This window comes from Glutamicibacter arilaitensis Re117 (genome assembly GCF_000197735.1).
In the GTDB taxonomy this organism is placed as follows: Bacteria; Actinomycetota; Actinomycetes; order Actinomycetales; family Micrococcaceae; genus Glutamicibacter; species Glutamicibacter arilaitensis.
This window is the reverse complement of record NC_014550.1, coordinates 3,784,588-3,807,216: the sequence shown is the minus strand read 5'-3', so window position 1 is coordinate 3,807,216 and position 22,629 is coordinate 3,784,588. Positions and strand designations below refer to the sequence as shown.

Genomic DNA, 22,629 nt, shown 5'->3' with positions numbered 1-22,629 from the left:
CTGGTCCTCGGGCTAGTTCGTTGTGCTGTCTTCGAGCGCCTGGGCGCGCAGGACATTCTTCTGCACCTTACCAGTGGAGGTGCGCGGCAGATCCTGCGGGAAGACGATGGTGCGCGGCACCTTGAATCCGGCCAGCTTTTCGCGGGCGAAGCCGATCAGGGTTTCGGCATCCAGGGTGGATCCGCTGGCGCGGATGACATAAGCCACCGGACGCTCACCCCATTTCTCATCGGCGACGCCGATGACTGCAAGATCCAGCACCTCTGGATGCGACGCGAGGGCCTGTTCCACCTCGATGGTGGAGATGTTCTCGCCGCCGGAAATGATGATGTCCTTGGCCCGGTCGCGCACCTGGATGTAGCCGTCCGGGTGCATGACGCCGAGGTCGCCGGTGTGGAACCAGCCGCCATGGAAAGCTTGGGCGGTGGCCGCTTCGTCGCGGTAGTAGCCGATCATGACGTTATTGCCGCGCAGCACGATTTCACCCATGGTCTGCCCATCCGCCGGCACATTGTTCATGTTCTCATCAACAATGCGCGCGGACTCGGCGGTGATCATGCCAACGCCTTGGCGTGCCAGTTTCGCGGCCCGGCCCGGGCCATCGAGCTCATCCCATTCATCCTGGTACTCGCAGACCGTGTACGGCCCGTAGACCTCGGTGAGCCCATAGACGTGGACGACCTCGATGCCCAGCTTCTGCAGCTTGGAGATGATTGCCGGTGACGGGGGAGCGCCTGCGGTGGTGATGCGCAGCGGGGAATCGAGCTGGTGGGCGCGGGTGGAGTCGGCGATGATGGAGCAGACGGTCGGGGCGCCGCACAGGTGGGTGGTCCCCAGATTCTCGATGGCATCCCAAACAGCATCTTCTCGCACCCCGCGCAGGCTCAGGTGGGTGCCACCGGCCGCCGTGACCGCCCACGGGGTGCACCAGCCATTGCAGTGGAACATCGGCAGAGTCCACAAGTAGCGGGTTTGTGCGGTGAAGCCCTGGTGGTGCGCTTCGCCCAAGGAGTTCAGGTAGCTGCCGCGGTGCGAGTAGAGCACGCCCTTGGGCTTGCCGGTGGTGCCCGAGGTGTAGTTCAGGGTGATCGGAGCCCGTTCGTCAGCGATCGCGTAGGGAAGCTTTTCATCGGAGGCTTCGGCCAGCAGCTCATCCAGGGTGGCATCGACCTGGACGTTTGGGCGTGCTCCGTCATATTGGTCATCGGTGATCTCGATGAGGGCATCCAGCGTCGGGTTCTCCCGGCGCAGGGTCTCGGCGTTTTCCAGCAGTTCGGTATCGGCGAGCATCAGCTTCGCCTCAGAATGATCAACGATGTACTGCAGTTCGTGGGCCGAAAGCCGGGTGTTCAGGGCAATGAGCACGCCACCGGCCAGCGGCACGGCGTAGTGCGCCATGAGCATCTCTGGAGTGTTCGGCGCCAGTACGGCGACGCGGTCACCGGGCTCAATGCGTGCTTTGAGCGCTTGGGCAAAGCGGTGCACTCGTGCTTCGAACTCGTTATAGGAATAGCTGCGGGTTCCATGGATGACGGCGCTTTTATTCGGGTAGACCTCGGCGGTGCGTTCCAGGAAGCGCAGTGGGGTCAATTCTGAATGGTTGGCCTGAATCTCTACCATGGTGTGGCTATTCCTCAATCGTCATCGCGGGTACGGTCAACATTAAGCAGGAGTGTGACTCAACGCACTCTGTGACCAATAATGGCATGAACCTCGGCGTCATGCGGAGAAACCAAGTTTCATTACGGTGGGCGGTAGGGAATTCGCGGCAGGGCTCTAGTTTCCGGAAGAATGCTGATCTCATGCCGATTCGGCGGTCGCGGGGCCTTGCTGCGCTCGTCGGCCGGAAGGTTCTAGCGACAACGTCATTCAACGAATAAAAGACTGCCAAATGCGCGCTAGTGACGGGTTGAATCGAACATTTCTTTAAATATTGCGATTTGCGAAGTGAAATGTTTGACGCTTCTTCGTCATGGGCCATATCGTTTTAATCAGAATCAAGAGCATCAGCTATAAGCCCTGGCTTGCTGATCGGCAACCCTCTCAACGGTAGTGGGGTGCTCCAGGTGAGGATTCGGTTCCACACAAATGTGCTGGAACAAGTACCGCACACGGCGCGGGATTTCAGCTCAAGCGGCTTCGGGTAACAAGAAGCCTTAGCTTGCGAGCTACTGCGCGGTGGGCAAGACCGAAGGAATCGAGCCATGTCATTGAATCTTGAACTTGACCCGTTGACCCTACGCAAGGTATTCGCTCAGCACCCCTCGGGCGTAGCCGCCCTTTGTGCTGAATTGGACGGCGAGAAGACCGGCATTGTCGCTTCATCGTTTACCGTTGGCGTTTCCCTTGAACCTGCATTGGTAATGTTCGCGGTGCAGAAATCCTCGAACACCTGGCCCAAGCTGCGCGACGCTGGTCGCATTGGTGTCTCGGTGCTCAGTGAACGCAATGACGGTGTTTGCGCGCAGATTGCTTCGAAGAATGGCGATCGATTCCGCGGTATCGAAACCACCGGCACAGATCAGGGTGCGCTCTTTGTTGACGATTCCACGCTTTGGCTGGAGACCTCAATCTACAACGAAGTCGAAGCAGGCGATCACTGGGTAGTTCTTTTGGAAGTTCATGGGCATCGCACCTCAGGGCACCTGCCACAGATCTTCCATGATTCGCAGTTCCACTCGCTGCCAGTTCCTGAACTGGTATAAAACCCTCTTAGCTTTCAGCGCCGGCTGGTTCATTTAGTTGATCCAGTCGGCGCTGTTTGTTTTAAGCGCGCGCCTGTTCGCCTCACCGTTACGCACAATAAGTTATCCACCGGACCCTGGGGTACGAGGGCCGCCGATTGTGGACTATTCACGGTTTTGACGTATTCGGATGAATTTAATCCGGGATGACTAAGGGTTTTGTGAAACTTCGAGTATCCACAAGGATATCCACAGAACTGTGGACTGGGGGTGGGGAAATGTGCACAAGGAGCGAAAAACCCCGGAAACTGGGTGATTTTGGGTGTTGATAACTCTGGGCGTGATGCCGTGACCTTCAATGAATATACTTTCTGTCCACAGGTGTGTAAACCGAAAAAGCCTAGTCACATCCAGTTTGATAGGTACAAAGTGGGGTAATCCACAGAGTTCTCCCCAGACAGTGAACAGGGACGTCCACAGGTACAGCGTGGTTATCCACATATTCTGTGGATAATGAGGTTTACGCCTGTTAATAACACCCCTACTGTTGGCTTTGGGAGAGAAATATCCACAGGCGCTTAATATCCAAATGTCCGTGTCGACTGACATGATGGAGCGTTGCCATGAGGCAGGGAGAATTTTTCTCAGCGGGTCAATAGGGATGGAAGTGTCTGCAATGAGTGCTGAGCCGGTTTATGAAGGACGAGAATCCGACGCAGGGCGTAAGCCGCCACAGGATGTTGAGGCCGAAATGTCGGTCCTCGGCGGCATGATGCTCTCCAAGGACGCCATTGCTGATGTGGTCGAAGCCATCCGTGGCACCGACTTCTATCGCCCGGCCCACGAATCCATCTATGAGGCGATTGTTGACCTCTATGGTCGCGGCGAACCAGCTGATGCGGTGACAGTTGCCGACTTGCTGACCAAGCGCGGAGAGATTTCACGCATTGGCGGTGCAGCATACCTGCATAACCTCATCCAGCAGGTTCCAACTGCAGCCAACGCAGGGTACTACGCAGAAATCGTGCGTGAACGTGCTGTGCTGCGCCGATTGGTCGACGCAGGTACCCGCATTGTCCAGATGGGTTATTCGCCAGATGGTGAAGTTGACGCCATCGTCAACGAAGCCCAGGCAGAGGTTTACAAGGTTGCCGAAAACCGCAACAGTGAAGACTACGTGCGCCTCTCGGACATCATCGAAGATACGGTCGATGAAATTGAGAATGCGGCGAATGCTGGTGACGGCATTACCGGCGTACCTACCGGATTCTACGAATTCGATGAACTGACCCAGGGACTTAAGGGCGGCCAGATGATCATCATCGCCGCACGTCCTGCAGTGGGCAAGTCGACCTTCGCCTTGGACTTCGCCCGTTCGGCTGCCATCAGGCACAATATGGCTACCGTCTTCTTCTCCTTGGAAATGGGCCGCAATGAAATTGCGATGCGCTTGCTCTCCGCCGAAGCATCTATCCAGCTCCAAGATCTGCGCAAGGGTTCTGTCGAGGATGCCCAGTGGACCAAAATTGCCACCACGATGGGTCGATTGAACGAAGCCCCGTTGTTCATCGATGATTCTCCGAATATGTCCATGATGGAAATCCGCGCCAAGTGCCGTCGCCTGAAGCAGCGCAATGAGTTGCGCATGATTGTCTTGGACTACTTGCAGCTGATGAGCTCGGGCAAGCGCGTGGAATCACGCCAGCAGGAAGTTTCCGAATTCTCGCGTAACCTCAAGCTGCTGGCCAAGGAACTCGACGTTCCGCTGATTGCACTTTCGCAGTTGAACCGTGGCTCGGAACAGCGGACTGATAAGAAGCCGATGATCTCGGACCTTCGTGAATCGGGCTCGATCGAGCAGGACGCCGACATGGTGATCTTGCTGCACCGCGACGACGTCTACGACAAGGAAAACCGTCCGGGCGAAGCAGACGTAATTATCGCTAAGCACCGTGCAGGTCCGACTAAGACCATTACGGTGGCCTTCCAGGGCCACTACTCGCGCTTCAACAACATGTCCAACGAGGGTTAATCCCAGTCAGGACTTGCATGGCACCCACTATAGCCAGCTGATTGCTGGCTATAGTGGGTGCCATGTTCGATTCTATGCAGGCTTTGCTGTGGGGAACGGTGGCCGGCTCGGCCCTGTTGCTGGGCTCGGCGGCGGCGTGGTGGCTGAAGATTCCCAAGATCTGGGTCAGCGCCATCATGGCTTTCGGCGCAGGCGTGCTAATCAGCGCGTTGACCTTCGAGCTGGTGCTGGAGGCCTACACGACCGGTGGCCTGGTCGCTACGCTCATCGGAGTCATCGCTGGTGCCCTGCTGTACTTCGGGGCCAACCGGCTCCTTGACTGGCGGACCAAGCGGCGCCGGGCAAAGAAGGGCACGGGCGGTGCTGATGAATCCGCTGGAAGCGATCTGGCTGTCGGTGCGCTGATTGACGGGATTCCTGAATCGGTAGCGTTGGGCTTGACCGTGGTGGCCAGCTCGGCGATCAACCCGGCCATGCTCATCGCGATCTTCATTTCCAACGTCCCGGAAGGACTAGCCAGCACCGCGCAGATGAAAGACGCGGGGCGCAAAGGCTCCTCGGTGGCGGCCCTGTGGGGATCGATCGCGATCTGCTGCGGCATCTCCGCGTTCCTTGGCGCGCTGCTGCTCGAATCCATGCCCGGAGAGGTTCTGGCTTTCGCCACCGCCGTGGCCGCCGGCGGCATCTTGACGATGATTGCCGACACCATGATTCCCGAAGCCTATGCCGCGGAGCACGACTACACCGGACTGCTGGTCACCACGGGATTCCTCGCCGCCTTCAGCCTGCACGTGATAGGTGATTAGCAGAAACCAGATACGCAGTCACTAGTAGCTCAAACTTGGGGAAAACCTTGAAGAGATATTTTGCGTCGAAGATTCAGTAAATAGAAAACCAGCGTAAAGAGTAATGCGGATCGCTGTTGACTATCTCTTTCTCGCGGTTCGGAATGCAAAGAAACAACCTGTCCCGAGCAGCACTGAGAAGGTGAGGAAAGTTGTCCCAGCAACTGCGTCAAAGCTGTATCCGACAGCGGTACATAGCAGCGAGAATCCTGTGGCTATCGCGAGGATCCACGCCGTCACCATAAAAGTAATGCGGCGGATCGTCTGGCGGCGCGAATTTGGGGTGCGCGGTGGTCTCGAAGAGCTGACTCTGGAGTGTGTTGCGACGGGAAGGTGCGCGTTGTCGAAAGGGTGTGACGGTAGTGATGGGAGGTCTGCATTTTGAGAGGCTGGAAGCGGATCGTTGGGGATTGTTGGTTCGGCGACGTGGGTAGTAGATGAAGCTTCGGCTCTGACTGCCTCAACGGAGTTGATCTCTGCGGATTCTAGGGAAGGTGCTATGAATTGTGATAGCAAGGGCGACGTGCGCTGAGGTTTAGTGCGATTAGCTTCCAGCATTGAGGCGGGCGCCATTCCTACAGCGACGTAGAATTCCGTCTCGCTCATGATACGGATCTGTTGTGCTCGCTCCGTGATGTATTCGTGAGCTTTTCTGGCCTTAGTCGTGCCGTGACGCAGGTCAAAGCCTGGTGCGTGCGGATTTTCATCGCAAATCACTAGGATCGTGGTCTTGCGGGTAGTGCTCAACTGGACACTTGCCCCAAAGCTGGCAGCCAATTGGAATGCCTCGCGCCGACCAAGTAGTTCAAAGCCTCCTGTAATGGTAAGGCCTTGACCAAATAGTTCATGTTCCGGATCTGCGTTCAAATTAGGTTCTGGTAGGTCGCTTTTTCTGATCGAAGGTTCTGATGAGTATGGTCGACCGGATCGCGATATGGCGGATTTCTGGGGTGTGACTGTGTCAAGATCGACCCATGTGGAGACACCTGCTCGTTGAGCGATGGCTAAGACTATCTGTGCGCAGACAGAAGCGTCAGATGCGGCGTTGTGATGATCCAGGCCTTTGATTCCTAGCGAATCTGCCACGGTCGGCAAGCTGCAATCCTGGAGACCCAGATGTGCTCTGGCTAAATCACGAGAGCAAAGCCAGTGGAAATCGCCGAAGTCCACGCCTGACCATTCGCAGGCCTGACGCCACACAGACTTATCGAATGTTGCATAGTGGGCGACAACGATATCGTTGCCGACAAAATCACGGATGCGGGCAGCTGACTCGGTCCATGAGGGTGCGTTGACCACGTCTGCTTCTGTGATTTTATGTATCGCTATGTTTCGATCTGCGAAGGTTGTGAACCCATGAGGAGGTTTGATTAGCCAGGAAGCCTGGTCAATGATCTTTCCATTTCGAACTTTGGTCATACCAACGGCGCAAACTGATGCACGCTTGCCGTTCGCGGTTTCAAAATCGATTGCCGTGAAGTCCATGTTCATAGCGTTTCCTGTGATTCTTCCTAAGACTAATTTGCGCTTTCTTTCAGTGAATCACCAGCTTGCGACGGTCTGGACATTAATGGTTGAAAGTTACAGGAACGTTATCAATGGGTGATTCCCCCGATGCCCGAGTGATTCATTGGGGCCATTCCCAATTAGGTTGCGAACCCCTGGATGTTGGGTGCAGGGTTGCGTTGATTTTTGTCGACGACACTAACCGTTACCTGCCAGAGAATTGGGCCGCCGGCGGCATCTTGACGATGATTGCCGACACCATGATTCCCGAAGCCTATGCCGCGGAGCACGACTACACCGGACTGCTGGTCACCACGGGATTCCTCGCCGCCTTCAGCCTGCACGTTACCGGAGGCTGAGCAAACCTGAGATCATGGTTCAATGCCACTGAAAAGCAGCAGCTCTTCTGCGTCTGAAACCCAGACAATCTACGCACCGCCATACCTTGCCACCACCCTTGGCATGTTCGTGCTCGTATTCCTAGTTGCCTTTGAATCCATGGCTGTTACCACCGTGATGCCAATGGTCAGCGAACTGCTGGAGGGTGAACGCTACTTCGCCTTGGCCTTCGCAGCGCCCATTGCCAGTGGCATGCTGGGCATGGTCGCTGCAGGTGAGATCACCGACCGCTGGGGGCCTAAGCATCTGCTGCACATTGCGGTAGCCGTGTTCTGCATCGGTTTGGTGATCTGCGGTTCAGCGATGACTATGCAGATGCTGATTGGCGGGCGGATCTTGCAGGGAGTCGGCGGCGGTGCAATTACCGTGGCCCTCTATGTGCTCATTGCCCGCGCGTACCCTGGGCACCTGCATTCAAAAATCTTTGCCCTCTTTGCTACCGCCTGGGTTATTCCGGCCATGGTCGGTCCGTGGCTGGCCGGGCTGATTGCCGTGCATATCGGCTGGCGCTGGGTTTTTTCCGGTGTGGCCATCCTGGTGATCGCCGCTTTCGCCGGAATCATCCCCAGTCTCAGATCCATGAGCTCTGAACGCGATCCCGAATTGGGTCCGATTTCAGTGAAGCGCCTGGCGCTGGCCGGGCTCACCGGCCTGGCCGTTATTTCCATGAACTTGTTGGGCAATTTGCATAGCAGCTGGTCGCTGGCAGGCTTGCTGCTTGCCTTGGTCGTGGCGCTGGTAGCGATCCGACCGCTGCTGCCCAAAGGCACGTTCACCATTCGCAAGGGCCTGCCGGCTACGATGATGACTCGAATCTTCGTGACCGGCGCATTCTTCGGGGTGGAGGTCTATCTTCCCTACCTGCTGCGCGAGGATTACCAGCTGACTCCGGACCGTGCTGGCCTGATCCTGACAGCATCCGCGTTGTGCTGGTCCATCGGCTCCTGGCTGCAAGGAAAGCTGGGGGAGAAGGTCTCTAACTCGCGGTGCATCACCGTGGGTGCGCTCGCCGGCAGCGTGGCAATTGGCACTGCGCTGGCCACCGCTATCTTCCACCCTCCGGTGATCGTTCTGGTGTGCGGCTGGGCTGTGGGCGGGTTCGGCATGGGCATGATCTTCCCGCGCCAGAACGTGAACATGCTGGCCCTGTCGGCCAAGAGCGAGCAGGGGTTCAATTCCTCGGCCATGACGGTGGCGGACTCGTTGGGAAATGCCGGCGCCACCGCCATCGGCGGAGTGATTTTTGCAATGGCAGCCACGGGGATGGGGTTCATCTCGGTCTTCGGCTTCAGCATGATCCTGATCCTGATACTGATCGTGATCTCGCCGCGAACCAAGGGAATCGCGCCCGCGGTGCAGGATTAGCCTCGCGGCAGGATCTCCAGATGGGCCTTGGTTGGCTGTACAAGGTGCTGGTCGTATTCGGTGTGCTTGGCAACGTAGGACTTCACGTACGGGCAGACCGGAACAATCTTGGCGCCGCTGGCAATGGTGTTCTCCAAAGCGAACTTCACCATGATGCCTGCTAGGCCCTGTCCGCCATATTCTTCATCCACGGTGGTGTGGAAGAAGATGCGTTCGGTACCGGCAGCGCCATCGAAGTCGTGGAAATGCGCGGCACCGATGATTTTTCCCTCGTCATCCAGGGCGAAGCGCTGTCGTTCTGGCAGGAAAACTGGCTTGATCTCGCTCATTGTCTTTACCTTGCTTTCTAGGATGGGTTCACGCGCGGGCGCAGGCGAACAGTAGGAAGTGCTGGAGCGGGCAAGGCCGCGGGAGTATTCGGCGGGAAGGGGCCAAACCGATCCTCGGAAGCATCCCCGGGTTCCGCTCCGATCTCGGCCTGCCACTGAGCACGGAAAGCGAGGACTTCTTCGTGGGTGCGGCCCACGAAGTTCCACCACATCAGGATTTCTTCATTCAGCGGTTCACCGCCAATCAACAGCGCCAGCACCGGCTCATCGCCTGCTGACAGCCGCAAAGTTTTGCAACCGGCACGCACGAAGCCGAGATCCCGGGCAGAGAGCTGGTGTTCGTTCACACTCAAGCTTCCAGAATCCACCAAGATGCCGTGTTCATGATGTGCCGGGACGGCAATCTCAATTTCGGTATTCGGTTCCAGGCGCAGTTCAGCACCGCCAAGCTCGGTCTGGGTCTTTACCGGCGAGGTGGAACTCTGCCCGGAAATCCCATAGGTTCCCATGAATACGGCCATGCGCCAGCCTGCTCCGGCCAGCGGCTCGGGGCGGTAATTCTCAAAAGTATGTTCCATGTCGCGGGCGTGATCCGGCAGCGCGGTCCAAAGCTGCGCTCCGTGCAGGATCGTGGTGTCTTCGGTCAGGATTTCCGAGTGGCTGATACCGTGCCCGGCGGTCATCAGATTAACCTCGCCGGGACGCACTGTTGCCTTGAATCCTGCCGAATCCATATGGTCGATCTGGCCGGTGAAAAGCCATGAGACAGTCTGCAGCCCAGTATGCGGGTGGCGCGGAACATTCATTCCTCCGGTGACCTTGACGTCATCGGGCCCATAATGATCCAAGAAGCACCAGGCGCCGATCAGACTGCGTTGCTTCTGGGGCAGGGTGCGGAAGACGGTCATGGCTCGCGGGCCGCCCAGCGGCACTTCGCGTGGCTCCAGGATCTCGACCTCGCCCTGGGACTGTTCAGACCTGCAATCAATTTCTGCAGGCGTGTGCTCAAGATTGCTCATGGCCTAAGGTTATTCATGTTCGAGGGCTGTGACCACTCCCGTTAGCCCACCGGAATACGCCAGATTCACCCGGGGTACGATCGTTAAAGCGTTATCGGCGTCTTTCAAGGAGTTTGCAGCAACGTGGACAGGACTATTCTTCGCGACGAAGATCTTCTCAAGCTGGAAAAACAGGTTTGCTTTGGGCTGGCTGTGGCCTCGCGCTCGGTGATTTCCGCGTACAAGCCAGTGCTGGATCCGCTGGGCCTGACGCATCCCCAGTACCTGGTGATGCTTGCCCTGTGGGACAAGGGCCCGATGAGTGCACGAGAACTCAGCGGCCACCTGCATCTTGACCCTGGTACGCTCTCCCCTCTGGTCAAACGCCTTGAAGTTGCCGGCCTGGTGGCGAAGACGAAAAACCCGGCCGATGAACGCGCTGTAGTCATCCAGCCCACCCCCAAGGGCCAGGAATTGAGATTAAAGGCAATGAAGGTGCCGCGCGAAATGATGGATCGTTTGGCTTTATCGGAAAACGACGTTTTGGAATTGCGCAGCATCCTGGACCGGATGATCGCCTCGGGAGCAAATGCACCGAAAGAGTAGCTGCAGATTTAGTTGGTGCACCAACTAATGACGTATGATGGAACCGTAGATGACCGCAAGCAGCTGTGACCGCAGAGGACGACGATCATGGATGAATCCCCATTACCTATCATTTCAGATACCACAGGCCTGAGCGCTCGCTATCGTGCCTTCTGGCGATTGAAGTACCTTGGGCTGAGCATCTTCGGTCCTGCCGAGCGCCGCGTCCTTGCCAGTCCGCGCGAGCGCATTAAGTGGGACCGTGCCGTAAAGGTGATGCGCGCGCATGAGGCTGCCGGTACGCAGCCTGATGACCAAACCCTGTACACCGTGAGCCGCATGGAGCCTCGCCGTCCTTCGCGGTAGCCAATCTCACGTAGGCTGCCAAGGGGAGTCGCGATAATATTGAACCCATGGATTCCATGACTGAGCTCGTAGTCGCCCGACAATTTTCAGCGCCGAAGACCGCAGTGTGGGCTGCCTTTGTTGAACCGGAAATTATCGCCCAATGGTGGGGTCCGCACGGCTGGAATGTCCCAGAGGATTCCGTAGTCCTTGAACCGAAGATCGGTGGACGCCACGAGCTGCACATGGTCCAGGACGCGAATCCCGAATCGGTCGTTCCGCTCAAGGCAGTGTTCACCACCTTCGATGAGTACGAGTGCTTGGCCAGTGCCGACGGGCCGCATGAAATGACCTTGGACCTGGTCATCGAAACCCGCATTGAATTCAAGGAATTCGCCGGCCAGACCATGCTCACCCTTACCCAGAGCCCGCTGCCTCACGATGTCATCGAAACAAGCACCAAGGCCTGGAACTCCGCTTTCGCCAAGCTCGAAACCCTGCTCGCCGAGTTCTTCTAAATAACTGCTGCTAGGAAGCAGCTGGGATGAAGTAGCTGCGCACTGCCTTCAGCTTTGCGTTCTTGCCAGCTGAAGCGAACTGGAAGACGTGGCTGAAATGCGTCGAGGCTCCCGAATCATCGGTGGAAATCCCGTCGACGCTGCCTTCCTTGCCGTGGGTAAGGACGCTGGAGAACTTCAGGGAATCGGTTGGCGTTCCTGATTTTGCCCACTGCGCAATGGCTTCGAAACCGGTAATCTTGCCTGAGCCGGCAATCTCCCACCGGACGTCCTCAGCGCATCGCTCGTGCAGCGCTTGGAGGTCCTTGGCGTGGAGGGCTTCGATGATCCCAATGATGATCTGGTGGCGAGGAGCGTTTCCGCAATTCCCCGGGATATCTACCTGCATGGCGTTCCCTCCTTCCGGTGTACGCCCAGTCTAGCCACGGCCGATGTGCGGCATGCCTCCTGCGGTGATGGTGAGCTGGTTGACCGAAGCTGACAAGGGAACCCCTGCGATATAGGCAATGGCTTCGGCTGCCTGCTGAAGCGGGAAGGTCGGCTCGACCATCCGTTCGCCATTAGGCTGCAGCGCACCTTGCGTGGCGCCGAAATCATTGAGCAGGTCGCTGGCGGTATTTCCGATATCCAGCTGGGTGGCGCGGATCCGGTAGGGGCGGCCATCGAGTTCCAAGCATTTGGTCAGCCCGGCGATGCCATGCTTGGTGACGGTGTATGCCACCGAGTTCACCCGAGGAGTTTGGGCGGAAATTGACCCGTTGTTGATGATGCGCCCGCCGCCGTGGACCTTGAAATGCGCGAAGGCAGCGCGGGCGGCATTGATGGCACCGGTGAGGTTGATCCGGCAGACCTCGTCCCACTGCTGGGGCGTCAGCTCGTCGATCGCCACCGAAGGCCCGAAAATCCCTGCATTATTGAACAGGACATCTACCGAACCGAAGTGCGACTGGGCTGCGAGGAATACCTGCTGGACAGCCTCGGGATCCGAAACATCTGCGGTCACCACCAAGGCGCGGCTGTGCTCCTGCGCGGTTTCCAGCAAGCTTGCCTCTGTGCGTCCGGCAAGCACTACATTCCATCCCTGCGCCAGCAGCAACCGGGTTGCGGCACGGCCAATTCCCGAACCGGCCCCGGTAACCACGATGGTAGGTGTGCTGGCAGGAACTTCGGATGCGTGGGACATTAATTCTCCTCGGAAAATTCTGAGGCAAAAGGAAATGAGGCGCGTGGTCCCATCCTAGGAAGCTGGGGGAGTAAACCCCAGTTTTCTTCTGGATGTTGCGCCCCAGCAGACAACGGATTTACTGGTTACTCGGCGCAAACTACTAGTCTTGAAGAGCTCGTCCTTCGACTGGGACCAGCGACTTGATAAGGAGTCTTGTGTTCCTCGACGTGTTCTACGGTGTGCTGCCGCTGTTTTTCGTCATGCTCATCGGCTACGCGGCGAGTTATGCGCCCAAGTTCCCGCCCGGTGTGGAGCCGGCGCTCAACGTGTTCGTCTTCTATGTCGCACTGCCGGCCCTGCTTTACAAAGTAGTGGCACGCGCTGACATCAGCGACGGTATTCCAGGGTCCTTCTTGTGGATCAGCGTCGCCTCGACGTTGGCGTTCGCAGCGCTTTTCTGGTTGGGGTTCCGCTACCTGCTGCGTGTTGGCCGTGCGCGGGCGCTGGCAGGAATGCTCAGCACGAGCTTCGGCAACGTCTCCTATCTTGGGATTCCCATTATCCTGGGCGTGATGGGCCCGCAGGCTGGCTTCGCTGCCGGCATGGGCCAGCTGGTTCACAACGTCATCTTCATGCTCGGATTCCCTGTCCTGGCCCAAATCCTGCTGCCCAGTGGAGCTGGAGGCCAGCACCAATCAAGCCCAGCGCGCATTGCTCGAACCATCCGAAATGCGCTGATTCAAAGTCCGGTCACCTGGGCCATGCTCGCGGGCGCTGCGGTAGTCCTCTTTGCCGTTCCGGTACCCCAGCCGGTGGAGGACACCGTCGACTTGCTTTCGGCCGCCGCCGCCCCTGGTGCCCTCTTTGTGATCGGGATGTCGCTGAAGAGGACCATTGCGCGTTCTCGTGCCAAGCGGAATACGCCGGTTGATCCTGTCGGGGTGGCAGGCACCGTGAAGTGGGCCAAGACATCAATCGCGGTCATGGTGCTGGGAAAGCTGGTGGCATTGCCATTGCTCACGGTGGCCATGCTGCTTGCTTTCGCCCCGGATCTGGATCGCATCTGGTTCAACGCAGCGGTGCTCATGGCAGCCATGCCGGTCAGCGCGACTGCCTATATCATGGCGCAGAATGACACCGGCGACGGTGAGCCGACCGCGGTGGCCATTGTCATTACCTGCGTCCTGTCGGTCATCGCCCTACCGGTGATCGCTCAGCTGGTGCTGAAGTAGCGCCCCAGTTCCCTTGACCTTTATGCTGGCTGCGGACAGTCTTGAAGCACCACATGCCATGCGGCCCGGAGCTTTTCACCGGGCCTGAGACGAGAAGCAGGGATTCGATGAAGAAGTTTTCGCTGACCGCCATCGCCCGCGCCCAGCTGCGTGAAGCAGGCGAAACCGCCAACGGCAGAGCAGCTAGCACGGTTTTCGGCGGGCATGAGCACACGCTGCGCCAAACCGTCATTGGTCTGAAGGCCGGAACGCAGCTGCAGGAGCACCTGAACCCCGGCGAAGCGACACTGCTGGTTCTGCAAGGCCGGGTCACGGTTTCATCCAATGGGCAGCAGTGGGAGGGCCGCAACCAGGACCTCATTGCTCTTCCCGATGGACGGCTGCAGATCAGCGCCAATGAGGACTCCAGCGTGCTGCTTACGGTCGCCAAAATCGATCGCTAGCGGATGGGAAAATTGGGTGAAGGCCTGAGCGATGAAATGGCGCGGGCCTGGTTGCGCGCTGAACTCGCCGGGATCCCTCAGGTCGTACTGCGCTCGCGCGCCATGATCCTCGGGCCGATGGTCCTGGGTATCTGCGCCCAGTACGAATGCATGGTTAATGATGATGCGCAGCAGGGCAATTGGGAATCACCGGGGAATTGCCTGGTGGATTCAATTGTCGGCATGCTCGCGGCGCCGAGCACCGCTCCTGTCGACTCCATGGATTTCAACGAGGGCTGGGCCCGGACAGTGGGCAGGTGAGTTGCATAGACGTAGAGGCCAAGTCCCGATGCCTCAGGGGGTTGGCCTCTACGCGGTCTAGGAAAGATCGCTCAGCGATCTGAATGCTGGCCGAAGAGCCGATTCCACAGCGAGGCTGAGCCGGTGGAAATCCGCGGCTGGCGGACGATATCCGGATCCAGGCCCTCGATGGACTGGAAAAGTCCGGTACGCAGGGCGTCCGTGGTGGCAATGAGGCGGTGTCCTTCCGGTGGACAGCTGTTTTTCGCCGGGTTCAGGGCAGTCATTGCGACCCTCCTTTGCAGTTCAAAGTTTTCGTATTGCGGAAGGCATCTTCTGTTTTGTGAAACCAGTATGGATGCCGGATGGTGATGTTGGCAATAGTAATGCGCAAAATTCTTTATCCGCGATACGGAATCCTGCCTAAAGTCGCACTTGTTAAAAATTTTTCCAATTCCCCTTGACTACCATGCTGTGAGCTGGATTACAGTGGTGTCACAAGGTTCCACGAAACCAGCATCGAGTCGAAGCCGAGATGATTATTCGGTGGTTAAGGGTGTTCAGCCAAGGTCCGTGGAAAGAACGACCGTTTGAAAAGAGCTGATCACCCGATGCGCTTAGACGTATTCAATGAATTGCCCGCAGGCGAGGCCGCCAACTTCTTGCGCCCCTGCGTTGACCTCGATCGCTGGATCGACACACTTGTTTCTGCCCGCCCCTTCCACAGCCTTCACGCGCTGTCCTCATTCGCGCTCCAGCATGTTTCGGCCTTCAGCCCCGGCGAAATTTCCGCGGCACTGGCCCATCATCCGCGGATCGGAGAACGGGCCCCTGGAGCGAGCAGGGAGGCGGACCTCTCCCGTGGCGAGCAAGCCAGCCTCAAGCTGGACGGCGATGCCTCCGAACGCCTGGAAGCCGCTAACCGCGCTTACGAACAGCGCTTCAACAGAGTCTTCCTCATCCGAGCCGCCGGGCGAAGCACTGAAGAAATCCTGGCCGAATGCGAACGCCGTCTGGGGAATGACGAAGAAAATGAACTTCGCGAAGTAGGCGAGCAGTTGCGCCAGATTGCTGTCCTGCGCCTCAAGGACTCCGTTCAGGACTAGACCGGTGCCAAGACCATCCCCGTGCACGCCTCAATGCCCTCCAAAAATCTAGGAGATGAAATCATGCCAGCTGCCAACGAAGAACGCAGCCAGATCACTACCCATATTCTCGACACCGGGACCGGGAGGCCTGCCTCCGGTGTCAAGGCCATGCTGGAAGCCAAGAGCGCATCCGGCTGGCAAGAAATCGGTTCAGGTTCCACCGATGCGGACGGCCGCATCAAGAACCTCGGACCGGTGCAGGTTGAAGCCGGCCACTACCGGATTTCCTTTGAAACCGGAGCCTACTTCGGGAAGCAGGGAACGGAAACCTTCTTCCCCGCGGTAACAATCGACTTCTTCGTCAATGATGTCGCCGAGCATTACCACGTACCCCTTCTTATCAGCCCGTTCGCATATTCCACGTACCGAGGGAGTTAGAAAATGACTATCGAAACCACCGCCCCAACCGACACCAAGATCGTGCTCGGATCCAATCAATACGGCAAGGCTGAAGTCCGCCTGGTCAAGATCACCCGCGACACCCCTCGTCATCAGATCCAGGACCTGAACGTCACCAGCCAGCTGCATGGCGACTTCACCGCGGCCCACATCGATGGCGACAACTCACATGTCGTTGCCACCGACACCCAGAAAAACACCGTCTACGGACTGGCCCGCAATGGCGTTGGCACCGTGGAGGAATTCCTTCTCCAGCTCGGTGAGCACTTCACCGGCTCGTTCGATTGGGTCACCGGAGGTCGCTGGGCAGCCCAGCAATTCTTCTGGGATCGCATCAACGACCATGACCATGCGTTCTCGCAGAACAAGTCGGAGGTCCGCACAGCGGTGCTGGAAATCGGCGACGACGGCAAAAAGTCCATTGTGGCCGGCTTGGAGGACCTCACCGTGCTCAAATCCACGGGCAGCGAATTCCACGGTTTCCCGGTGGACAAATATACGGTCCTGAAGGAAACCACAGACCGCATCCTGGCCACCGACGTGACTGCCCGCTGGCGCTACACCGATCAGGGCCTCGAAGCGGGCATCGACTTCGATGGAGTCTACGCCTCGGTGCGCAACCTCTTGCTCACGCGCTTCGCCAGCACCCATTCATACGCACTGCAGCAGAGCATGTTCCAGATGGGCAAGGCGGTACTCGAAGCACATCCGGAAATAGCCGAGATCAGGATGTCACTGCCGAACAAGCACCATTTCCTCGTTGATTTGGACGCTTTCGGGCAGGATAACCCGAACGAAGTCTTCTTCGCCGCTGACCGCCCCTATGGGCTGATCGAAGCGACCATCACCCGCGAGGAGACCGAGTCGAATCACCCAATCTGGTCCAATATCCCGGCATTTGCCTAACCTGACGGCGTTGAAGTGATGCCGGCGCGGCAACGCCGGCATCACTTTGGCAGCGACTGACGTAGGAGGTCAGCCTTGAGCGCTACGCACAATGAATCTATCAAAAGCCCCCGGCCTGAAGACATGCGCCTTCCTTTTGGGAAGACCTTCGCCTATGGGCTGCAGCATGTATTGACCATGTACGGCGGCATCATTGCACCGCCGCTGATCATCGGCAACGCCGCGGGGATGGCGCCAGATGAAGTTGGACTGCTGGTCGCCTGCTGCCTATTTGTCGGCGGCTTGGCAACGATCCTGCAGACCATCGGCATCCCATTCTTCGGGGCCCAATTGCCGCTGGTCCAGGGCACCTCCTTTGCCTCGGTCGCCACCATGGTGGCAATCGTCAACGGCAGCGGGGGAATCCAGGCGGTGTTTGGCGCCGTGCTGGCCGCAGCGCTCATTGGATTCCTCATTGCTCCTTTCTTCGCCAGGATCATCCGATTCTTCCCGCCGGTTGTCACCGGCGTGGTGATTACCATGATCGGCATTTCGCTGACCCCGGTCGCCGCCAACTGGGCGATGGGCGGGGATGCGGCGGCCCCAGACTACGGGTCGCTGGCCAATATCGGCCTGGCCGCGGGTACGCTGCTGGTTGTGCTGCTGCTTTCCAAGGTCGGCAACGCGGCGATTTCACGGATGTCGATCTTGCTGGCCATCGTATTCGGCACCGTCGCGGCCGCACTGCTTGGCATGGCAGATTTCTCCCAGGTCGGGCATGGCGCCATCTTCGCGTTCCCGCAGCCGCTGGCTTTTGGCATGCCGGTTTTCGAGATCGGCGGCATCATCTCCATGACCATCGTGGTGCTGGTGATTCTCACCGAGACGACCGCAGATATTCTGGCAGTGGGGGAGATCGCCGGATCCAAGGTCGATTCCAAACGCATCGCGAACGGCCTTCGTGCTGATATGGCTTCTTCTGCGGTGGCCCCGATTTTCAACACCTTTACGCAGTCGGCGTTTGCGCAGAATGTCGGACTTGTGGCAATTACCGGGATTACCAGCCGTTTCGTCGTCGCTGCCGGCGGTGGCATCCTAGTGGTGCTCGGCCTGCTCCCGATCCTCGGACGGGTCGTGGCCGCCATCCCCACCCCGGTGCTCGGCGGTGCCGGTATCGTGCTCTTCGGTACGGTCGCGGCCTCTGGGATTCGCACGCTCTCCAAGGTCAAGTACGACGGCATGAACCTGGTCATTGTTGCGGCATCAATTGCCTTCGGATGCATTCCGATTGTGAAGCCTGACTTCTATGCCGGATTCCCAACCTGGTTTGAGACGATCTTCCACTCCGGAATCTCCTCGGCAGCCGTCATGGCGGTGCTGTTGAACCTGCTTTTCAATGAATTCCAATTCGGGAATACAAAGAACAGCTCGGTCTTCTCCGCCGCTCCACCGCGCATGGTCAAGACCGAAGAGATCTGCGGATTGCTCGAGGGCGACCACTACGTGGGCGGCAAGCTCATCGACAAGGAAGGCTACGAAATTCCGGTAGTCACACCCGATGAATTCGAGAAGATCCAGACCGGAGCCATTCAGATGCCGGTGCCCAAGCCCACCAACCTTTCCGGGCACTGAATGAGCCGAAGCGGTGCGCGGTGAACCCGAATCAGGGTGTGGAAGCGAGAGCTCCCAAAGGTGAAAAGTGTCGGCAGATTAAGGCTTGCCGGCACTTTCCCATATGTGCTGGCAAAGCAACCGGCATTGCGGGAAGTCCATCGATTAGCAGCGCTGCACTCTTCACCTGGTTAGCTGGCGGGATAGGCGATTTAGCAAGATTTTAGACCCTCGCCCCAGCTGATCCATGCCCGCCTGATGGAAAGTGTTTGCAATAATGACGGTTGTGAACATTGCTCAGCCCGGTGAAGGGCGCCCAGGAAACCGACCACCGTCGATGGCAGACGTGGCGGTCATGGCAGGGGTGTCCCATCAGACGGTCTCCCGCGTGCTCAATGACCATCCAAATGTCAGGGCCCGAACCCGTGAACAGGTGATGGACGCGATCCGCCAACTCGGATACCGGCGCAATCGAGCCGCACGCGAACTGGCCACAGCGTCATCAAGCACTATCGGCATCCTGACTATCGGCAGCGAGTTCTTCGGACCGCAATCCACGGTGCTCGGTGTCGAGGCGGCGGCCCGGGCCGAGGGCTATTTCGTAACGGTAACCGCGATGGAAGATTATGACGTTCATTCCTCCGCCAAAGCCCTGAGCCATTTGATTGACCAAGGCGTTGACGGTGTGGTCGTGGTCGCTTCCTTCAACGAGGTCACAGACGCCTTGGATGCTGCGGCCTTGAAGATTCCGGTGGTGGTTGTTGCTGCCCGCACCGATGTTCCCGCTGATGACCCGGCGCATTATGTCTATGTCGATCAGCGTGCCGGCGCGCATCAGGCGGTAAACCACCTGTTGGAGCTGGGGCACCGGAAGATTGCCCATGTTTCGGGTCCCACCGGCTGGTTCGACGCCGCCGAACGCAAGGTGGGCTGGTTAGAGGCCATGGCCCACTTCGATGACTCTCCACTGGAGGTGCCGGGGGGTTCGTGGATGTCGCCAGGAGGCTACGAAGCCGGAAAGCGCCTGGTCGAGCACGTGCGTTCGGGCGAAGTTACTGCGGTCTTTGCCGCTAATGACTACCTTGCCATCGGTCTGATGCGCGCCTTCTGGGAGGCGGGATTGAAGATTCCGCAGGATGTGTCGGTCATTGGCTTTGATGACTTGCAGGTTGCTGAGTACTTGATTCCAACGCTCTCAACAGTGCGCCAGCCCTTCCAGGAAATTGGCCGGACCGCCCTGGCTGAATTGCTGGAGGGCAAACCTGGCCATACTCTGCCAAAGGTCATCGTCCCTGTGCTGGTGGTTCGGGACAGCACTGCCGCGCTGGGGTAGATAAAAACTCCACTGTGCCGTTGGTCAATGGCATGGGTGTTGCGCATCGCATTTTGTTAGCGCTAACATTGAGTCGAAGTTCAGCCAGCTAATCGTGGTGAAGCCCTTGGCGATCGCTGGCAATGCAAAGACGCAGTCCGCAACAGGCGGGCTTCAGGACGGAGAATCCATGGAGAACGTGCACCCGACTGCACCCGCGGCCCAGCTGATTGCTGAAGGAAACGCCGTCCTTGGCATCGAATTGGGATCGACCAACATCAAGGCCAGCCTGATTGGCCCGGACTTCCAGCAACTCTCCAGCGGCAGCCATCAGTGGGAGAACCAGTTCTCCGACCAGCTGTGGACCTACTCGATCGAGTCCATCCACGCCGGCCTGCAGGACTGCTTCGCAGCCCTGCTTGCCGACTGCCGCCAGCGCTACGGCATAACCCCCGCCAGCTTCGCCTCGGTTGGCATCTCGGCCATGATGCACGGCTACATGGCCTTCGATGAATCCGGTGAACTGCTGGTACCTTTCCGCACGTGGCGCAACACCAACACCTCGGCCGCCGCCGCGAAGCTCACCGAAGCCTTCGGGTTCAATATTCCGCTGCGCTGGTCGGTGGCCCACTACTTCCAAGCCATGCTGGACCGTGAAGCGCATGTGGCCAAGGTTGCGCACCTGACCACCCTGGCCGGGTACGTCCATGAACAGCTCACCGGCGAAAAGGTGCTGGGTGTAGGCGATGCCTCGGGCATGTTCCCGATCGACACTGCCACCGGCAATTACGATGCCGCAATGCTTGAAACCTTCGCGCAACTAGCTGCTTCCTACCCAGCCCCGCACCGGTTGGAAGAACTGCTTCCTGCCGTGCTGCCAGCTGGCGCTGCGGCCGGCAAGCTCAGCGAATCAGGTGCCCGGCTGCTGGATCCCACCGGAACCTTGCAAACAGGAGTGCCCTTCTGCCCGCCAGAGGGCGATGCCGGAACCGGCATGGTGGCCACCAACTCGGTGGCCGTGCGCACCGGCAACGTCTCGGCAGGAACCTCGATCTTCGCCATGCTGGTGCTCGATCAGCCCCTGGCAGGCTTGCACCACGAAATCGATGTGGTGACCACCCCGGCAGGCGATAGCGTTGCCATGGTCCACTGCAACAACGGAGCAAGCGAAATCGGTGTTTGGGCCGGGGTGTTCGGCGACTTCGCCCGCGCTTTGGGCGCTACCGCCTCCAGCGATGAGGTCTTCGGGGCCTTGCTCGGCTCCGCATTGGAAGGCGCGGCCGATGGCGCCGGGCTGCTGGCCTACAACAACCTTTCCGGAGAGCCGGTCACCGGCTTGGAGCAGGGGCGCCCGTTGATCATCCGCACCCCGGATTCCTCGCTGAACCTGGCCAACCTGATGCGCGCACAGGTCTACGGCATGTTCGCCACCCTGAGCCTGGGCATGAAGGTGCTGGCTGCCGAAGGCGTGAGGGCGGAAAAGATGCATGCCCATGGCGGCATATTCCGTACTGCCGGTGTGGCCCAGCGTTTCCTCGCCGCAGCACTGGATACCCCGGTGAGCGTTTCGCAAACCGCCGGCCACGGTGGTCCGTGGGGAATTGCGGTGCTTGCCAGCTTCCGGAAGTACCTGGAATCCAACCCGGACACCAGCCTGGATGCCTTCCTCAACGGACAGGTCTTCGCGTCGGCCAAAACCCAGGAGGCATCGCCACTGCCGGAGGATGTTGCCGGCTACAGCGCCTGGCTGGCGAACTATGAATCCGGTTTGGCCATTCAGCGCGCAGCCATCGCAGCCTTGTAATTTTCGAGAAGAAAGCCAAGAAACCATGAGTGAGCTCAAGTCCCTCGCGGATTACCCGCAGTCGATGCAGGACGAGGTGTCCAAGGTCCGCCAGATCGTCGCCGACCTGCACGCCGAATTGCCGCGCTACGAGCTGGTGGTCTGGACCGCTGGCAACGTCTCCCAGCGCGTACGCCACCCGGAAATCACCGACGGCAGCGCGGATCTGTTCGTGATCAAGCCATCGGGCGTCGCCTACGACGAGCTGACCGCACAGTCCATGGTGGTCTGCACCTTGGACGGCAAGCTCCTGGATGGCACCCGTGCACCTTCCTCGGATACCGCGGCCCACGCCTACACCTACGAGCACATGCCAGAAGTCGGCGGCGTGGTGCATACCCACTCCACCTACGCCACCGCCTGGGCGGCCCGCGGCGAAGAAATTCCTTGCGTGCTGACCATGATGGCCGATGAATTCGGCGGCCCGATCCCGGTTGGCCCGTTTGCGATCATCGGCGATGACTCCATTGGACGCGGCATCGTCTCTACCTTGAGCGAATCGCGCAGCCCTGCGGTGCTGATGCGCAATCACGGGCCATTCACGATCGGCAAGGATGCCAAGGCCTCGGTCAAGGCCGCAGTGATGTGCGAGGAAGTAGCGCGCACCGTGCACATCTCGCGCCAGCTGGGAGACCCAGCGGCCATCGACCAGCAGCATATCGACTCGCTCTACGAGCGCTACAAGAACGTTTACGGACAGTAAGGA

General features: G+C 58.7%; 24 protein-coding genes, 1 pseudogene and 1 riboswitch. Of the genes and pseudogenes, 18 read left to right on the top strand and 7 right to left on the bottom strand.

Annotation, left to right across the window (positions count from 1 at the left end; all coding sequences use genetic code 11):
- Positions 1 to 12: 12 nt before the first annotated feature.
- Positions 13 to 1,620, bottom strand: a complete 1,608-nt coding sequence (locus tag AARI_RS18065; protein ID WP_013350674.1) for a long-chain-fatty-acid--CoA ligase — start codon at positions 1,618 to 1,620, stop codon at positions 13 to 15.
- 375 nt (positions 1,621 to 1,995) lie between these two features.
- Positions 1,996 to 2,111, top strand: a riboswitch (SAM riboswitch).
- A 93-nt stretch (positions 2,112 to 2,204) separates the two neighbouring features.
- Here AARI_RS18065 and AARI_RS18060 point away from each other — a divergent pair.
- The 3 genes from AARI_RS18060 (at position 2,205) to AARI_RS18050 (ending at position 5,522) form a co-directional block, all read left to right on the top strand.
- Entirely contained in the window at positions 2,205 to 2,705 is a 501-nt protein-coding gene (locus AARI_RS18060) for a flavin reductase family protein (RefSeq protein ID WP_013350673.1), read from the top strand.
- A 655-nt stretch (positions 2,706 to 3,360) separates the two neighbouring features.
- Positions 3,361 to 4,716, top strand: coding sequence for a replicative DNA helicase (dnaB, locus tag AARI_RS18055; protein ID WP_013350672.1), 1,356 nt, complete (start codon positions 3,361 to 3,363; stop codon positions 4,714 to 4,716).
- A 62-nt stretch (positions 4,717 to 4,778) separates the two neighbouring features.
- Positions 4,779 to 5,522, top strand: a complete 744-nt coding sequence (locus AARI_RS18050) for a ZIP family metal transporter (protein WP_013350671.1) — start codon at positions 4,779 to 4,781, stop codon at positions 5,520 to 5,522.
- 120 nt (positions 5,523 to 5,642) lie between these two features.
- Here the strand turns inward: AARI_RS18050 and AARI_RS19475 are convergent, their stop codons facing one another.
- On the bottom strand, positions 5,643 to 7,052 hold the full coding sequence (locus AARI_RS19475) for an exonuclease domain-containing protein (protein WP_081461198.1): 1,410 nt from the start codon (positions 7,050 to 7,052) through the stop codon (positions 5,643 to 5,645).
- Positions 7,053 to 7,291: 239 nt separating this feature from the next.
- Between AARI_RS19475 and AARI_RS20475 the strand changes: the two are divergent.
- Together AARI_RS20475 and AARI_RS18030 are read left to right on the top strand one after the other, a co-directional pair.
- Positions 7,292 to 7,426, top strand: a pseudogene (locus AARI_RS20475) (ZIP family zinc transporter); the annotation flags it as partial.
- Between the two features lie 22 nt (positions 7,427 to 7,448).
- The gene (locus AARI_RS18030) at positions 7,449 to 8,831 is read left to right on the top strand and encodes an MFS transporter (protein WP_013350669.1); all 1,383 of its coding nucleotides are present in this window, start codon (positions 7,449 to 7,451) and stop codon (positions 8,829 to 8,831) included.
- On the opposite strand, the gene AARI_RS18025 is transcribed toward AARI_RS18030, so the two are convergent.
- Positions 8,828 to 9,160: a GNAT family N-acetyltransferase gene (locus AARI_RS18025; RefSeq protein ID WP_013350668.1), complete on the bottom strand. Its 333-nt coding sequence runs from the start codon at positions 9,158 to 9,160 to the stop codon at positions 8,828 to 8,830. The two genes, AARI_RS18030 and AARI_RS18025, sit on opposite strands and share 4 nt — an antisense overlap.
- 17 nt (positions 9,161 to 9,177) lie before the next feature.
- On the bottom strand, positions 9,178 to 10,179 hold the full coding sequence (locus AARI_RS18020; RefSeq protein WP_013350667.1) for a pirin family protein: 1,002 nt from the start codon (positions 10,177 to 10,179) through the stop codon (positions 9,178 to 9,180).
- 123 nt (positions 10,180 to 10,302) lie between these two features.
- On the opposite strand from AARI_RS18020, the gene AARI_RS18015 reads away from it, so the two are divergent.
- The 3 genes from AARI_RS18015 to AARI_RS18005 all read left to right on the top strand — a co-directional run bounded on the left by AARI_RS18015 (position 10,303) and on the right by AARI_RS18005 (position 11,606).
- Positions 10,303 to 10,764 (top strand): MarR family winged helix-turn-helix transcriptional regulator, encoded by a 462-nt coding sequence (locus AARI_RS18015; protein ID WP_013350666.1) that lies wholly within the window; start codon positions 10,303 to 10,305, stop codon positions 10,762 to 10,764.
- Positions 10,765 to 10,851: 87 nt separating this feature from the next.
- Positions 10,852 to 11,109: a hypothetical protein gene (locus AARI_RS18010; RefSeq protein WP_013350665.1), complete on the top strand. Its 258-nt coding sequence runs from the start codon at positions 10,852 to 10,854 to the stop codon at positions 11,107 to 11,109.
- Between the two features lie 56 nt (positions 11,110 to 11,165).
- The gene (locus tag AARI_RS18005) at positions 11,166 to 11,606 is read left to right on the top strand and encodes an SRPBCC family protein (RefSeq protein ID WP_041649169.1); all 441 of its coding nucleotides are present in this window, start codon (positions 11,166 to 11,168) and stop codon (positions 11,604 to 11,606) included.
- Between the two features lie 10 nt (positions 11,607 to 11,616).
- Here the strand turns inward: AARI_RS18005 and AARI_RS18000 are convergent, their stop codons facing one another.
- Together AARI_RS18000 and AARI_RS17995 are read right to left on the bottom strand one after the other, a co-directional pair.
- On the bottom strand, positions 11,617 to 11,994 hold the full coding sequence (locus AARI_RS18000) for a nuclear transport factor 2 family protein (protein WP_041649168.1): 378 nt from the start codon (positions 11,992 to 11,994) through the stop codon (positions 11,617 to 11,619).
- Positions 11,995 to 12,024: 30 nt separating this feature from the next.
- Positions 12,025 to 12,789, bottom strand: a complete 765-nt coding sequence (locus AARI_RS17995) for an SDR family oxidoreductase (protein WP_013350663.1) — start codon at positions 12,787 to 12,789, stop codon at positions 12,025 to 12,027.
- Positions 12,790 to 12,986: 197 nt separating this feature from the next.
- Here AARI_RS17995 and AARI_RS17990 point away from each other — a divergent pair, with 197 nt between their 5' ends.
- The 3 genes from AARI_RS17990 to AARI_RS17980 all read left to right on the top strand — a co-directional run bounded on the left by AARI_RS17990 (position 12,987) and on the right by AARI_RS17980 (position 14,746).
- Positions 12,987 to 14,003, top strand: a complete 1,017-nt coding sequence (locus AARI_RS17990) for an AEC family transporter (protein WP_013350662.1) — start codon at positions 12,987 to 12,989, stop codon at positions 14,001 to 14,003.
- Positions 14,004 to 14,110: 107 nt separating this feature from the next.
- Positions 14,111 to 14,446 (top strand): cupin domain-containing protein, encoded by a 336-nt coding sequence (locus AARI_RS17985; RefSeq protein WP_013350661.1) that lies wholly within the window; start codon positions 14,111 to 14,113, stop codon positions 14,444 to 14,446.
- A gap of 3 nt (positions 14,447 to 14,449) precedes the next feature.
- Positions 14,450 to 14,746: a hypothetical protein gene (locus tag AARI_RS17980; RefSeq protein WP_013350660.1), complete on the top strand. Its 297-nt coding sequence runs from the start codon at positions 14,450 to 14,452 to the stop codon at positions 14,744 to 14,746.
- A gap of 71 nt (positions 14,747 to 14,817) precedes the next feature.
- On the opposite strand, the gene AARI_RS17975 is transcribed toward AARI_RS17980, so the two are convergent.
- Positions 14,818 to 15,012: a hypothetical protein gene (locus AARI_RS17975; protein WP_013350659.1), complete on the bottom strand. Its 195-nt coding sequence runs from the start codon at positions 15,010 to 15,012 to the stop codon at positions 14,818 to 14,820.
- Between the two features lie 324 nt (positions 15,013 to 15,336).
- On the opposite strand from AARI_RS17975, the gene uraD reads away from it, so the two are divergent.
- The 7 genes from uraD to AARI_RS17940 all read left to right on the top strand — a co-directional run bounded on the left by uraD (position 15,337) and on the right by AARI_RS17940 (position 22,626).
- Positions 15,337 to 15,831 (top strand): 2-oxo-4-hydroxy-4-carboxy-5-ureidoimidazoline decarboxylase, encoded by a 495-nt coding sequence (uraD, locus tag AARI_RS17970; protein ID WP_013350658.1) that lies wholly within the window; start codon positions 15,337 to 15,339, stop codon positions 15,829 to 15,831.
- 63 nt (positions 15,832 to 15,894) lie between these two features.
- Positions 15,895 to 16,251 (top strand): hydroxyisourate hydrolase, encoded by a 357-nt coding sequence (gene uraH, locus AARI_RS17965; RefSeq protein WP_013350657.1) that lies wholly within the window; start codon positions 15,895 to 15,897, stop codon positions 16,249 to 16,251.
- A 3-nt stretch (positions 16,252 to 16,254) separates the two neighbouring features.
- Positions 16,255 to 17,178, top strand: a complete 924-nt coding sequence (gene pucL / locus AARI_RS17960; protein ID WP_013350656.1) for a factor-independent urate hydroxylase — start codon at positions 16,255 to 16,257, stop codon at positions 17,176 to 17,178.
- Between the two features lie 123 nt (positions 17,179 to 17,301).
- Complete coding sequence (locus AARI_RS17955) at positions 17,302 to 18,789, top strand: nucleobase:cation symporter-2 family protein (protein WP_013350655.1); 1,488 nt, start codon at positions 17,302 to 17,304, stop codon at positions 18,787 to 18,789.
- A gap of 256 nt (positions 18,790 to 19,045) precedes the next feature.
- The gene (locus AARI_RS17950; protein ID WP_013350654.1) at positions 19,046 to 20,101 is read left to right on the top strand and encodes a LacI family DNA-binding transcriptional regulator; all 1,056 of its coding nucleotides are present in this window, start codon (positions 19,046 to 19,048) and stop codon (positions 20,099 to 20,101) included.
- Positions 20,102 to 20,270: 169 nt separating this feature from the next.
- Complete coding sequence (locus tag AARI_RS17945; protein ID WP_013350653.1) at positions 20,271 to 21,884, top strand: xylulokinase; 1,614 nt, start codon at positions 20,271 to 20,273, stop codon at positions 21,882 to 21,884.
- A gap of 25 nt (positions 21,885 to 21,909) precedes the next feature.
- Positions 21,910 to 22,626, top strand: a complete 717-nt coding sequence (locus AARI_RS17940; protein ID WP_013350652.1) for an L-ribulose-5-phosphate 4-epimerase — start codon at positions 21,910 to 21,912, stop codon at positions 22,624 to 22,626.
- Positions 22,627 to 22,629: the final 3 nt, after the last annotated feature.